This is a genomic window from Aquamicrobium segne (assembly GCF_042656785.1).
GTDB lineage: Bacteria > Pseudomonadota > Alphaproteobacteria > Rhizobiales > Rhizobiaceae > Mesorhizobium > Mesorhizobium segne.
Genome location: NZ_JBHSLL010000029.1, coordinates 19,304 through 31,561, shown reverse-complemented (window position 1 = coordinate 31,561; position 12,258 = coordinate 19,304). Strand labels below are relative to the sequence as shown.

13 protein-coding genes and 1 pseudogene are annotated in these 12,258 nt (G+C 54.9%); 7 read left to right on the top strand and 7 right to left on the bottom strand.

All coding sequences use genetic code 11. The annotated features are described in order from the left end of the window. The first annotated feature begins 39 nt into the window (after nucleotides 1–39). The 7 genes from ACFPLB_RS10425 to ACFPLB_RS10395 all read left to right on the top strand — a co-directional run bounded on the left by ACFPLB_RS10425 (nucleotide 40) and on the right by ACFPLB_RS10395 (nucleotide 4,966). Nucleotides 40–588, top strand: coding sequence for a ubiquinol-cytochrome C chaperone family protein (locus ACFPLB_RS10425; RefSeq protein WP_378229331.1), 549 nt, complete (start codon nucleotides 40–42; stop codon nucleotides 586–588). A gap of 10 nt (nucleotides 589–598) precedes the next feature. Next, nucleotides 599–1,171 (top strand): YceD family protein, encoded by a 573-nt coding sequence (locus ACFPLB_RS10420; RefSeq protein ID WP_378229329.1) that lies wholly within the window; start codon nucleotides 599–601, stop codon nucleotides 1,169–1,171. Between the two features lie 111 nt (nucleotides 1,172–1,282). After that, nucleotides 1,283–2,377: a phosphate acyltransferase PlsX gene (gene plsX, locus ACFPLB_RS10415; protein WP_378229327.1), complete on the top strand. Its 1,095-nt coding sequence runs from the start codon at nucleotides 1,283–1,285 to the stop codon at nucleotides 2,375–2,377. A 4-nt stretch (nucleotides 2,378–2,381) separates the two neighbouring features. Continuing rightward, nucleotides 2,382–3,353: a beta-ketoacyl-ACP synthase III gene (locus ACFPLB_RS10410; RefSeq protein WP_378229325.1), complete on the top strand. Its 972-nt coding sequence runs from the start codon at nucleotides 2,382–2,384 to the stop codon at nucleotides 3,351–3,353. 115 nt (nucleotides 3,354–3,468) lie between these two features. Beyond that, the gene (locus tag ACFPLB_RS10405) at nucleotides 3,469–3,789 is read left to right on the top strand and encodes an integration host factor subunit alpha (RefSeq protein WP_378229323.1); all 321 of its coding nucleotides are present in this window, start codon (nucleotides 3,469–3,471) and stop codon (nucleotides 3,787–3,789) included. Between the two features lie 200 nt (nucleotides 3,790–3,989). Further along, nucleotides 3,990–4,532, top strand: coding sequence for a MerR family transcriptional regulator (locus ACFPLB_RS10400; RefSeq protein ID WP_378229321.1), 543 nt, complete (start codon nucleotides 3,990–3,992; stop codon nucleotides 4,530–4,532). A gap of 110 nt (nucleotides 4,533–4,642) precedes the next feature. Next, nucleotides 4,643–4,966 carry a hypothetical protein gene (locus ACFPLB_RS10395; RefSeq protein ID WP_378229319.1) on the top strand — a complete coding sequence of 108 codons (324 nt, stop codon included), beginning with the start codon at nucleotides 4,643–4,645 and terminating at the stop codon, nucleotides 4,964–4,966. A gap of 82 nt (nucleotides 4,967–5,048) precedes the next feature. On the opposite strand, the pseudogene ACFPLB_RS10390 reads toward ACFPLB_RS10395, so the two are convergent. The 7 genes and pseudogenes from ACFPLB_RS10390 to ACFPLB_RS10360 all read right to left on the bottom strand — a co-directional run bounded on the left by ACFPLB_RS10390 (nucleotide 5,049) and on the right by ACFPLB_RS10360 (nucleotide 11,580). Then, nucleotides 5,049–6,005: pseudogene (locus ACFPLB_RS10390) on the bottom strand (IS630 family transposase). Between the two features lie 201 nt (nucleotides 6,006–6,206). Further along, nucleotides 6,207–6,527, bottom strand: coding sequence for a c-type cytochrome (locus ACFPLB_RS10385; protein ID WP_378229317.1), 321 nt, complete (start codon nucleotides 6,525–6,527; stop codon nucleotides 6,207–6,209). A 96-nt stretch (nucleotides 6,528–6,623) separates the two neighbouring features. After that, entirely contained in the window at nucleotides 6,624–7,571 is a 948-nt protein-coding gene (locus ACFPLB_RS10380) for a LysR substrate-binding domain-containing protein (RefSeq protein ID WP_378229315.1), read from the bottom strand. Between the two features lie 49 nt (nucleotides 7,572–7,620). Then, entirely contained in the window at nucleotides 7,621–9,111 is a 1,491-nt protein-coding gene (locus tag ACFPLB_RS10375) for an aldehyde dehydrogenase (protein ID WP_378229313.1), read from the bottom strand. A 26-nt stretch (nucleotides 9,112–9,137) separates the two neighbouring features. Further along, complete coding sequence (locus ACFPLB_RS10370) at nucleotides 9,138–9,812, bottom strand: DUF1028 domain-containing protein (protein WP_378229311.1); 675 nt, start codon at nucleotides 9,810–9,812, stop codon at nucleotides 9,138–9,140. Then, nucleotides 9,809–10,231: a RidA family protein gene (locus ACFPLB_RS10365; protein ID WP_378229309.1), complete on the bottom strand. Its 423-nt coding sequence runs from the start codon at nucleotides 10,229–10,231 to the stop codon at nucleotides 9,809–9,811. The genes ACFPLB_RS10370 and ACFPLB_RS10365 overlap by 4 nt, the downstream gene beginning before the upstream one ends. Before the next feature lie 80 nt (nucleotides 10,232–10,311). Beyond that, nucleotides 10,312–11,580 carry a flavin-containing monooxygenase gene (locus tag ACFPLB_RS10360; protein ID WP_378229307.1) on the bottom strand — a complete coding sequence of 423 codons (1,269 nt, stop codon included), beginning with the start codon at nucleotides 11,578–11,580 and terminating at the stop codon, nucleotides 10,312–10,314. Between the last annotated feature and the right edge of the window lie 678 nt (nucleotides 11,581–12,258).

Here is a 12,258-nt window from a genome sequence, read left to right as displayed (position 1 = left end):
GGCCCAAATCATCGGGGTTCTGCAGGAGACCTGTATTTTATGTTCAAGCGTCTGTTCGGGGCCAAGCGCCAGACAAACCGACAAGCCACGGATGCGCTTTACGGTGAAATCGTGGCGGCGGCGCGGCAGCCCTGGTTCTATTTGCAATGGAAAGTTCCCGACACGCCTCTTGGCCGTTTTGAGATGCTGTCCTTGCATATGTTTCTGCTTCAATATCGTTTACATGGGCAGGCAGGGCCAGCAAAAGATATGGCGCAGGTTTTGATCGACGAGTTTTTTCTCGATGTCGATCATTCGCTGCGTGAACTTGGCATCAGTGATGTTGGCGTGCCAAAGCGCATGAAGCGGCTGGCAAAAATGTATTATGGCCGCACCGCTGCCTATGCCGATGCGCTGGAGAGGCAGGATGATCAGGCGCTGGTGGCTGCGCTGAAGCGCAATATCTGCCCGGATGAGGGTGGCGATGAAGACTGGCGCGAATCAGCTTTGCTGGCCGCTTATGTCAAGCAGGTGGTGCACGACCTTTCGGCACAGACGCTCGACAGCATATGCGCAGGCGTGCTGCACTTTCCCCGTGCCGGTGTTTAAGGATAATCAAATGAATGATGCGGATGAAAAAAGCCCGGTTTCTTTTGAGGTTCATGTTGCACGCCTGCCCCAAAAAGGGCTGCCCGTCCTGATTGAGGCTGATGCGGTGCAAAAAGAAGCGCTGGCAAAGGCGCATGGCTTGCTTGCTGTTGAGGCCTATCGGGCAAAATTGCTGGTAACGCCATGGAATCGCAACGGCGTCAAAATATCGGGTCAGGTTGTTGCGGATGTCAGTCAGGCGTGTGTGGTAACGCTTGACCCGATTGCAGCCCATATTAATGAGGCTGTTGAGGGGTTGTTTTTACCCGCAGGTTCAAAACTGGCCAGTTTTGACCGGGCCGGTTTTGGCCGGGCCAGCTTTGACCAGAATGGTGAAATGCTGCTCGATGCAGAAGGGCCTGACAGTCCCGAGATATTTTCGGGTGACACCATTGATGCGGGTGCACTGACGGAAGAGTTTTTCAGCCTTGCAATCGACCCTTATCCGCGTAAATCGGGCGCTGTTCTTGACACATCTTCACTGGATGGGCCGGAAGAAACCGAGTTTCAGAAAAAACTGCGCGGGCTTTGGGGAAAGACCTGAAAGCAGGGCGTTTTACAAAAGTCAGTTGTATAGTGAGGTAAAAACGCTATTTTCGCGAAAATTCCGGCATAGCTGGTGAAGTCAGCAGTGAGACAGTGAGATGAAAATAGCGTGATCAGAATTTCGATCGATGCGATGGGCGGTGATCATGGAGCGGGTGTGGTGATTCCTGCCCTTGCTGCTGTTTCTGTCCGGCGCCCGGATATCCGGTTCATCATTTTTGGGCGCGAAGAGGTGGTGCGCCCCGAACTGACAAAATTTCCCGAATTGGCCAGGGTCAGCGAGTTTGTCCATTGTGACGTTGCAATCCAGATGGATGACAAGCCAAGCCAGGCCCTGCGCCACGGGCGTGGCACATCTTCCATGTGGAATGCCATTGAGGCGGTGAAAAATGGCGAGGCCGATGCTTGTATTTCGGCAGGCAATACCGGTGCGCTGATGGCGATGGCAAAATTTTGCCTGCGCAGCATGGCCAATGTTGGCCGCCCCGCCATTGCAGCCATCTGGCCTAATCTGCGCAGCGAAAGCGTGGTTTTGGATGTTGGCGCCACCATTGGCGCCGATGCGCGCCAACTGGTTGATTTTGCCATGTTGGGAGCTGGAATGGCGCGTGCCTTGTTTGGCATTGAACGGCCAAGCGTGGGGCTTCTCAATGTGGGTGTTGAAGAGATCAAGGGGCAGGAGGATGTCAAGGAGGCCGGGCGCATTTTGCGTGAGGCTGAACTTTCCTCATTGGATTATCGCGGCTTTGTCGAGGGCGATGATATTGGCAAGGGCACCGTTGATGTTGTGGTCACGGAAGGATTTTCGGGCAATATCGCGCTGAAAACGGCTGAAGGCACGGCACGCCAGATTGCGGGTTATCTGAAGGCTGCAATGGGGCGCACGCTGATGGCGCGTATCGGCTATATGTTTGCGCGCGGCGCTTTTCGTCAATTGCGCGAGAAGATGGATGTCAGCCGCTCCAATGGCGGTGTGTTTCTTGGTCTTAATGGTATTGTGGTGAAAAGCCATGGCGGGGCCGATTCGGCAGGGTTTTCTGCGGCTGTTGAGCTTGGCTATGATATGGTTCGCAACCGCTTGCTGGAGCGTGTGCAGGCCGACATTAATCTGTTCCATGCCAATAACCCACAAGATGACCCACAGGATGCCCCGCAAAACGGGGTGATACAAACCACGGTCGTTCAGACCGCTGAAAAAGGATAAGAGCTTGATCAGATCAGTCGTGCGCGGCATTGGTTCGGCCTTGCCCCGGCGCATCATGAAGAATGCTGAATTTGAGGGCGTGATTGACACCTCGGATGCGTGGATCGAGCAACGCACAGGCATTCGCCAGCGCTATATTGCGGCAGATGACGAAACCACGGCCTCACTGGGGGAGGCTGCCGCACGCGCTGCCTTGACCAATGCGGGGCTGACAGTTGACGATATCGATCTGATTGTTTTGGCGACTTCGACACCAAACAATACGTTTCCCGCCACTGCCGTCGATATCCAGAACCGGCTTGGGATGCAGCATGGCTTTGCCTTTGACATGCAGGCTGTGTGCTCGGGCTTTGTCTATGCGGTGACGACGGCTGACGCCTATATTCGCGGTGGAATGGCCAAACGGGTGCTGGTTATCGGCGCAGAAACCTTTTCACGTCTGCTGGACTGGAAGGATCGCACCACCTGCGTTTTGTTTGGTGACGGTGCGGGGGCTCTTGTTCTGGAGGCCGCTGAAGGCGAAGGAGCAATAAAAGACCGCGGTGTGCTTGCGGCTGCGCTGCGCTCTGACGGTCAGCATAAGGATAAACTTTATGTCAATGGCGGCGTGTCGACCACCGGCACGATCGGCCATTTGAAGATGGAAGGCCGCGAGGTCTTCAAACATGCCGTAGGCATGATTACCGACGTGATCGAGGCCGTGTTTGATCAGGCAAAGATTGGTGCAGAAGATCTGGACTGGTTTGTGCCGCATCAGGCCAATAAGCGCATTATTGATGCTTCGGCGAAAAAACTTGGTATTGCCGCCGAAAAAGTCGTTATTACCGTTGACCAGCACGGCAATACATCTGCTGCTTCGGTGCCGCTGGCACTGGCGGTGGCCGTTGCTGACGGGCGTATCAAGCGTGGTGATCTGGTGCTGCTGGAAGCGATGGGCGGCGGCTTCACCTGGGGTGCTGTCTTGTTGCGCTGGTAGGGCGGCGCAAGGCTTGAATAAACCTTGGGTAAACGCTCTTGACCTTTAAGGATCAATTACTTAGGCTTTATCCTCACTTTTAGAGATCAATTGCTTTAGCCAATAGGACGGACGCATGGGGGGAAAGACATTAACGCGTGCTGACCTTGCCGAGGCGATTTATCGCAAGGTGGGATTGTCGAGAACTGAATCGGCTGAATTGGTCGAGTCCATCCTCAGCGAAATCTGCGAAGCGATTGTGCGCGGTGAAACGGTGAAACTTTCATCTTTCGCCACTTTTCAGGTGCGCTCGAAAAATGAGCGGATCGGACGCAATCCCAAAACTGGCGAGGAGGTTCCGATTCTGCCGCGCCGGGTGATGACCTTCAAGGCTTCCAATGTTTTGAAAAACCGGATTTTGCGCGCGCATCAGGAGCGGGAAGGTAACGACGCCTGAAGTCGGGGTTATTCTTGATCGGCTCAATTTATACCGGAAATTTATGCCGGGGCTCAATTTATACCGGGCTTGCGTATCAGTGTGTAAATAGCCTTAGAATCAGGCGAATATGGACGTTCCAGTCTCATGCCTGATATGTGGTGAGCCACCCATTCTGTGTTGATATGATTTGCTGTTGATGTGATTTGCGAGGACCGGTCATGGAAAAAAGCCCCGACGCCTTTCGCACGATCAGTGAAGTTGCGGAAGACCTTGATCTTCCCCAGCATGTTCTGCGCTTTTGGGAAACCCGCTTTACGCAAATCAAGCCGATGAAGCGGGGAGGCGGTCGCCGCTATTACCGGCCACAGGATGTCGATCTTATCAGGGGCATCCGGCATATGCTTTATGATCAGGGCTACACCATCAAGGGCGTACAAAAGCTGTTGCGTGAAAATGGCAACCAGTTTCTGGTGGCGATTGCCAATGGCGATCTGGCTGCCATCGAGGCCATCGCCCAGCGCAAACAGGCCGATGCTGTGGAACTGACCGCCGCTGCTCAACCACGGGCAGGCGATGATGAACAGCTTGTCGGCCAGCCCAGGGCCAAACCCAGCCGGCGTTTTTTCAGTCTTGGCAAGGCTGATGAGGAAGGGCCTGTACAGGCTGATGGCGGCAGGCTTTCGCGTGATAACCGCGCGCTGTTGCAAGAAGCTCTTTTCGATCTGCTGGAATGCAAACGCCTTTTGGATCAGGTGCGCTGAACCGGGGCTTTGTGTTACGTCGCGTTTTTTATGCGGAGCCTTTCAAAGGCGGGAACCAAAGAACTGACCAGCCGTTTCTTCCTTGAGCTTTTAAAAAAGAAGGAAACAGCATGGCGTCTTTTTCATCCCTTTCCGACAAGAATCTTGAAAAGCAGGTGGCGCAGCTTTCCAAAGAACTGACTGCATTGAGGAAGCAGCTTTCCAGACGTGGTCATGATTATTATGAAGAAGGGCGCGAAACCCTTACCGGCTATGGCGATACGGTCTCGGCCTATTATGATGAATTGTCCGGGAAGTTGAACGATCACTTGCCTGAATTGCGCAAAAGGGCGCGCATGATTGAAAACACGGCACGTGAGCATCCGGCGGCTGCGGTGGCTGCGGGATTGATCATTGTCGGTCTTGCCGCATCGCTCTTTTTCAGTCGCCGCTAAAACAAGAGCTTAGAGCATTTCATCTGTTTACATGGAAACAAACAAGGCCGGCTCATGGCCGGCCTCCTAGAGCCTCGGGCGTTTAATGTGCAACGTATCCTGCAGCTTTGAAGTAGTTCCAGCATTCGTTGGGAGTGAACAGGTCACAGATGTTGCCGACGGCGCGCCAGAGATCATCGAGGGTACGGGCGCGGCCTTGCGTAGAAGAGCCTTGAGCTTGGCGAAGGCCATTTCGATCGGGTTCAAATCCGGTGAGTATTTCGGCAAGAACAAGAGCCAGGCACCGCGCTCGGCAATAGCCTTCGCGGCTCGGGGGCTCTTGTGGACATTGAGGTTGTCGAGGATGACCACGTCGCCGGGTTCGAGGGCTGGCGCCAGTTGCGTGGCCACATAGGCGTCGAAGGCTGCGCCATCCATGGCGCCATGGATGATCCACGGAGCGACGAGTTCGTGACATCTCAGGCCTGCCACGAAGGTTTGCGTACACCATTTGCCAAACGGCGCTTGTGCCCGCAACCGCTCGCCACGCCGACAGCGCCCGCGCAACGGCGTCATGTTGGTCTTCACGCTCGTTTCATCGATGAAGACGAGCCTTGCCGGTTGACGGCGCATGAAGGGCTGGCGGTATTTGCGCCACTCACACCGCGCCGCCTTGACGTCACAGCGTTCTTGCTCCGACGCCAGAAGCGCTTTTTTTATATGTGAAGCCTTGCCTGCACAGGAATTTCGACAGGTTCGACGGATCGATCCCCACGCCGTGGTGCGCTTCGAGCCAGGCGGCAAGATCAGGCATGCTGATGTCAGGCTTGGCCTGCACCTTGTCGATGATGGCTTGCCGATAGGGGTCAAGCTTGCCCGAACCACGCGGACGACCCTGCCTGGCCGGAGCCACGGAACCCGTGCTACGATAGCGCTGTTGCACCCGCACCGCCGTCGAAGGCGCAACCGCAAAACGCGACGCCATTGCCCGACGCGAGTGCCCCGCTTCTATCCCACGAACAATCCGCTCCCGAAGGTCTGATGAAATCGGCTTTCCCATGGCATGCACCTCCTGCCGCCATAGAATCAGACTCCACCGCTCAATGGAACCCTCGATTCAGACTTCCCACCCGAAGCTCTAGCCTCATCCTGCGCGTACATCCGGCGTCAGGCAAAGCGTATGCTGTTCATATAGTATCCGTTTTCTGGAATACAAGACGCCCCAAACTTCATCCGTTTCCCTGAAAACTGCAAAATGCTTCTATTCCATAATCTCGGCAATATAATCAATAATGGCATCAATCTGGTCTTGTGAGGCTTTAAACACCGGCATTCCAGGATGCCCGGTATCAATGCTTCCAATGAAGGTTTCTTCAAGAGCATCAATGGGAAAACGCTCCGACAGTTTCCGGAATGGCGGCGCTTGCGGATGTGGGCTGTCACCTTCAGGCCCAACTTCATGGCAGCCAGAGCAATATTGCACCACCAGTGCCTTTCCACGCTCGGAACTCTCTTGCGCATTTGCATGAGTGACAAGCAAAAGCCCAATCAGGCTGGACAAACACAACAAGACGAATCGCATTCACCACTCCCCATAACCATGCCCCTAAAGCGTGTCGCTTTTCTTTCAGATTCATGTGACCCGCTTTAAACCTTTGTTTTTACGAATGTCTTTATCTCAAATCGGGAGGCCGGTTTTGACAGGCTCGGCGCCAAATACGCCTTGTTCAATCACAAAGCGCTGACAATGGCTGATAAAAGCCTCGACCGTCATTGTATGGTAATCTGAACTGGGCAAGAGCAGCCCCATGGTCAAGGGGCGGATGTCGTCTTTGATCGAAACAAACACCAATGGCTTGCCGTCCGGTGACATTGTGTTGAGCGGGCGCATATTGGCAATGCCATAGCCAAAACCATTGGCCACCATGGAACGCATGACGGCGATATCGGCAGTTCGCTCGGTAATTTTAGGCCGCAAACCCTTTTTCTGAAAAGCTGCCAGAAAATAATCGCGGCTGTAGGGCAGATCCAGCAACACCATCGGCTCCTCCGCCAGTTCCTCAGCGCTGAGAAAGGGTCTGTTGGCAAGCCGGTGGTTGGCGGGAAGCATGGCATAGGCTGGCAGCGCCATCAAAGGCCGAAACTCCATGCCCTGCGATAATTGCAGATCATAAGTCAGGGCCAGATCAATTTCACCCCGGTGCAGCATATCCAGCAACTGCTCCTGATCACGCTCAAACTGCCTGACGCGGACCTCCGGGTAGCTGGTTTCAAATTTGATGCGCAAAGGGGGCAAAACGATCTGGGCAAAAGTCAAAAGACAACCGATAGCCAATGGCCCGCGCACTTTTTCAGCCATGTCGCCAGCAATATCGTAAAGTTTTTCAGCATCGATGAGAATGCGGGAGGCTTCTTTCAAAAACACACGCCCACTGCCGGTCAAGGCCAGCCCATGTGAGTGTTTGCGCACAAAAAGCTGAATGCCGAACTCGGACTCAAGCTGGGCGATCGAAGCAGAAATGGATGGCGGCGATACATTGACCTGTTCGGCGGCCCTGGCAATGGAGCCAGCTTCGCCGACGGCAACAAAATACTCCAGTTGTCTGAGGGTAAAACGAAGCGGCATGGTTTCTTATGTTGCCGGTTCGCGCGACGTAATCAAGCCATGCCTGTCTTCAAAATTTGATCCATGTGGTTTTTAAGGCCGTATATTTATCAAAAGAATGCAGGGACAGGTCACGCCCGAAGCCGGATTGCTTGACACCGCCAAAGGGAGTCATCGGGCTAAGCGCATCGACCGTGTTGACCGAGACCGTGCCAACGTGAAGCTGTTCGGCAATGCGGAGGGCACGCGACAGGCTATCTGTCCAGACGGATGCGGCCAGCCCATAGATACTGTCATTGGCGATGCGTAGCGCCTCATCTTCATCCTCAAAGGCAGTGACAGCAAGCACAGGGCCAAAAATCTCATCGCGGACCAGAGCATCATTGGGCGAGACATTGTCGAAAATGGTGGGTTGAATAAAGCTGCCACGCCCATTGATGCTGACCTGATTGCCGCCTGTGACCAGTTGTGCGCTCTTTTTACCGGCTTCGATAAAGCGCATGACATTGGCCGTGTGGTTGGCATCGACCATGGCCCCCATTTTGGAGGCGGGATCAAGCGGATCTCCGGGCTGGATGGCAGCGGCACGTTCCAGCAGTTTCTCAACCAGTGTATCCTTGATGCTTTTGTGCACAAGCAGGCGCGAATTTGCCGAGCAGACTTCACCTTGATTGAAGAAAATTCCGAAAGCGGCCATGTCGGCTGCTGCATCCAGATTGCTGCAATCGGCAAAGACCAGATTAGGGCTTTTTCCGCCGGTCTCCAGCCAAACCTGCTTCATGTTTGACTGCCCCGAATAGTTCAAGAACATTTTGCCCACGGCAGTTGAACCGGTAAAGGCCAGGCAATCAACGTCCATATGACGGCCAAGCGCTTGCCCTGCGGTTTCACCCAGTCCCGGCACTACATTGAAAACACCGGCAGGCAGGCCCGCTTCCATGGCAAGTTCCGCCAGTCGCAAGGCGGAAAGGGGGGATTGTTCGGCCGGTTTGAGCACCACGGAATTTCCGGCTGCAAGTGCAGGTGCGCATTTCCATGTTGCCGTATCGAGCGGAAAATTCCACGGTATGACAGCGCCCACAACACCCAGCGGCTCGCGGCGTATAAGCGCAAGATTGCCGGGATCTGTGGGTGCAACTTCATCATAAAGCTTGTCGATGGCCTCTGCATACCATTGGAAAATGGCGGCGGAGCCGGGCACGTCCATGGTGGCGGCATCATTGACCAGCTTGCCCATATCCAGCGATTCCAGCAGCGCCAGCTCATGCAGGTTTTCACGCAGCAATGCGGCCAGCCGTAAAAGCACCTCCTTGCGATGGGCAGGCGTTGCGCGTGACCAGACACCTGCGTTAAAGCTGCGGCGGGCGCTGGCCACGGCAAGATCGATATCGGCCTCGCCACAGGAGGCGATTTCAGCCAAAACCTCACCTGTCGCCGGGTTGATGCTGGTAAAGGTGCCGCCTGAACGGGCACTCACGAATTTGCCGTCAATGAAGGCCTTGTCGCGGAAGCGGATTGCGGCTGCTTTGGCAATCCAGTCCTTATGGGTCATGCCCTTCATAACAAGGCCCTCCTCTTGAAAATAAATTATTCGTCGCCGGGAACGCCGTAGCTGGGGGCGTCCGAGGGATTGATGGCGCGTGTGACATAAGCGTCAAGCTGCGGCTTGTAGAGTTCCCACAGGTTTGCCAGTTCTTCGATCGGGCAATCTTGTGTCCAGTCGCAGCGCAGATCGGCCACCGGCCAGGATACATCACGAACCAGCTTCATGCCGGCCGAATGGACCGGGCCTGCCTCACCACCCGCCTTGAGTGCGGCGCGCATGGTGGCGATGATACGGTCGCCAAGATGGCCTTGCGAAGCTGAAAATGCTTCGACCATGGCTTGGGGCACACCATCATGCGCCAGCAGATTGCCACCACAGGCGACATTTTCAGCCCGTGCTTCAGCCCAGATGCCCAGTGCATTGGGACCGGAATGGATGGCGCTGATGCCGGTTGCATCAACAGCCAGCACCTGACGATATTCAGGATAGGCGCCTGTCCGCTTCAAAATGGCGACAGCTTCGGCAGCATTGGCTCCTCGCGCCATCAGTTCCAGCCCGCGTGTGCCAAGGGTTGGATCGGTGACATTCTGGCTGGCAACGGCCCCCACACCGGCCTGCGCATAGGCGCAACGCGCTGCAACAGCCGGAGAAGATGAAGAAACGGCAACGCCGAACATGCCGGTTTTGCTGCACCGTGCAACGATTGAGAAGGTCATGGCGCTTCATCCGGGATAACGGCAGTGCCGTCGATTTCAACAAGCCAGTTAGGGCGGGCAAGGGCAGAGACAACCAGCCCGGTCGAAACCGGGTGCACGCCTTTGATATATTCGCCCATGGTGCGGTAAACCGCCTCGCGATGGCGCACATCGGTAATGTAGACGACCACCTTGACCAGATGCTCCATCTTGCCGCCAGCTTCCTCAATCAGTTGCCGGATGTTTTGCATGACCTTATGGGTCTGTTCGACCGGGTCGTGACTGCCAATATCCTTGGCGGTGTCGAGGTCTTGCGGGCACTGACCACGCAGGAAAATGGTGGTGCCGCGCGCCACCACCGCCTGACACAGATCATTGTCCAGATTTTGCTCCGGATAGGTCTCTTTGGTGTTGAATTTTCGGATTCTGATATGTGCCATTTACACCTCCATGGAGCCGGTTATAAAACCTGCTCACCGCGATTTCTTCACGTGATATGTTTTTTTAAAGCCAGCGTGCTTCAGGCAGGGCGCGGATTGGCATTGTGATAGTCGATGTAGCGATGCTGCGTGGAGATGCGGTCGGCCAGATGCTTGGCATCGTGCCAGACCCCCCAGATAAAGCTGGACCCACGACGCGACTGCCAGGGAAGGCCAAGGAAATAGAAGCCCGGCTCTGCTGAGACGCCGCGCTGGTGTTTTGGACGGCCTTTTTCATCAAGGGCGTCGATTTCTTCCAGCCAGCTATAGTCGACCGCATAGCCTGTCGCCCAGATGATCGTGGAAATGCCGGCTTTGGCCAGGTCCAGCTCAAGAACGGGATGCGTCAGGCATTCGGGATCGGGTCCAAGAATGCGCGCCTCAGGCTCTTGCGGCAGATCAATTCCGTTGCGGGCAATATAAGCGTCGGCTTCATCAAGCAGCGCCATCAGATTGGCGTCACCTGCGGCAATATTTTTTGCCAGATCCGGGGCAAAGGTCAAAACGCCGTTTTGATAGTTGCTGGTCATGCCAACCAGCGTAATCCCCTGTTCGGCAAGGCGGCGGAAGTCCACGGTTTCGCCCCCGCGCGCACCGCTGACCGCAATGGTGACATGCTCGGTTCCGGGGCCGGGTGTTTCCATATCCCATTTGCCCAGAACGCCCAGCCACCAGACAAAGTCGCGACCACGATAAGAGCGCGGTGGGCGGTCATGTGGACCAACCGAAAGATAGACCTGCCGCCCTGCACGGGCCAGTTCATCTGCAATCTGCACACCTGAAGAACCAGCTCCAACCACCAGAATTGCCCCTTCCGGCAAGGCAGCAGGATTGCGATAGCTGTTGGAGTGGATTTGCAGAATATCGGCGCTTTCAGGAATGATTGGGGGGATGGTTGGCCGCTGGAACGGGCCGGTTGCAGCAACCACATTCTGAGCCTCAATGACCCCGGCTGAGGTTTCGATGATGAAACCACGCTGGCCCTTGTTGCGGCTCACCTTCGTGACCTCGACGCCAGTGCGCACAGGCGCATCAATCATTTGCGCATAGGCAACGAAATAATCAGCAACCGCCTCCTTGTCGATAAAGGCGTCGGGGTCGGCATTGGCAAATTCCATGCCGGGAAAACGATCATGCCAGGCCGGGCCGTTGGCGACAAGCGAATCCCATCGTTCTGAACGCCAGCGCTCGGCAATACGGGCGCGTTCAAGAACGAGGTGTGGCACGTTGCATTTGCTGAGATGCTCACTCATGGCGATACCCGCCTGACCGCCACCAATGACAAGCGTGTCTATTTTCTCAACCGACATTGATGGGTCCTTTTCGCAGCGCATCTGTGTTCTTGTAACGGCAATTTTTTAGATTTAGCCGAGGCGCTGATTTGGGAACATTACTTTTTCATGTGGCACTGATTAGCCTGTTCCTAAAGCCTGCTCTTAAAGCGTGTCGCTTTATCTTTCAGATTCATGTGGCTGCTTTAAGTTATTGTTTTTACGTATGTCTTTATCTTGGTACAAACCGGTTTTGCGATCAAGGACATGCGTAAAAACAAAACACCCTGCGCCCATCGGGCGCAGGGTGTTTTGTTATTGCCTTCAGGAACCCTCATGCGTCAGTAATTCTCGCTCAGCCCCCGTTGCAAGCCATTGAAATCGTTAGTCTGAAAAATCGACCGTGTTACCGCCGCCCATAGTTTCTGCGCTCGAAGGCTGCTCAGCTAGAAAGAAAAGCCCATGGGCAAACGAATCTGCCGGAAAAATTGAATATTATCCGCGAGCTTCAGAGCATCGACGTTATCGATGTGAATGGACCGAGCTGCTATCTGAAAAATTGAAGATTTCTGGTCTTTAGCGGTTAAATTTCACGTCGGTAGTTCCAGGTAAATAGCCCGCATATCCAGCGTACCCTGGGTAGCCCGGATAACCAGGATAGCCAGGGTAGCCCGGGTATCCTGGATAGCCCCTGTACGGTTGGAACCCCTTGCGTAG

Coding starts and splice junctions, on each gene's coding strand:
- ACFPLB_RS10385 (WP_378229317.1), bottom strand. CDS start 6,527: ATGCGATTCGTCTTGTTGTGTTTGTCCAGCCTGATTGGGCTTTTGCTT.
- ACFPLB_RS10395 (WP_378229319.1), top strand. CDS start 4,643: ATGGCGTCTTTTTCATCCCTTTCCGACAAGAATCTTGAAAAGCAGGTG.
- ACFPLB_RS10400 (WP_378229321.1), top strand. CDS start 3,990: ATGGAAAAAAGCCCCGACGCCTTTCGCACGATCAGTGAAGTTGCGGAA.
- ACFPLB_RS10365 (WP_378229309.1), bottom strand. CDS start 10,231: ATGGCACATATCAGAATCCGAAAATTCAACACCAAAGAGACCTATCCG.
- ACFPLB_RS10380 (WP_378229315.1), bottom strand. CDS start 7,571: ATGCCGCTTCGTTTTACCCTCAGACAACTGGAGTATTTTGTTGCCGTC.
- ACFPLB_RS10370 (WP_378229311.1), bottom strand. CDS start 9,812: ATGACCTTCTCAATCGTTGCACGGTGCAGCAAAACCGGCATGTTCGGC.
- ACFPLB_RS10375 (WP_378229313.1), bottom strand. CDS start 9,111: ATGAAGGGCATGACCCATAAGGACTGGATTGCCAAAGCAGCCGCAATC.
- ACFPLB_RS10420 (WP_378229329.1), top strand. CDS start 599: ATGAATGATGCGGATGAAAAAAGCCCGGTTTCTTTTGAGGTTCATGTT.
- ACFPLB_RS10405 (WP_378229323.1), top strand. CDS start 3,469: ATGGGGGGAAAGACATTAACGCGTGCTGACCTTGCCGAGGCGATTTAT.
- ACFPLB_RS10360 (WP_378229307.1), bottom strand. CDS start 11,580: ATGTCGGTTGAGAAAATAGACACGCTTGTCATTGGTGGCGGTCAGGCG.
- ACFPLB_RS10425 (WP_378229331.1), top strand. CDS start 40: ATGTTCAAGCGTCTGTTCGGGGCCAAGCGCCAGACAAACCGACAAGCC.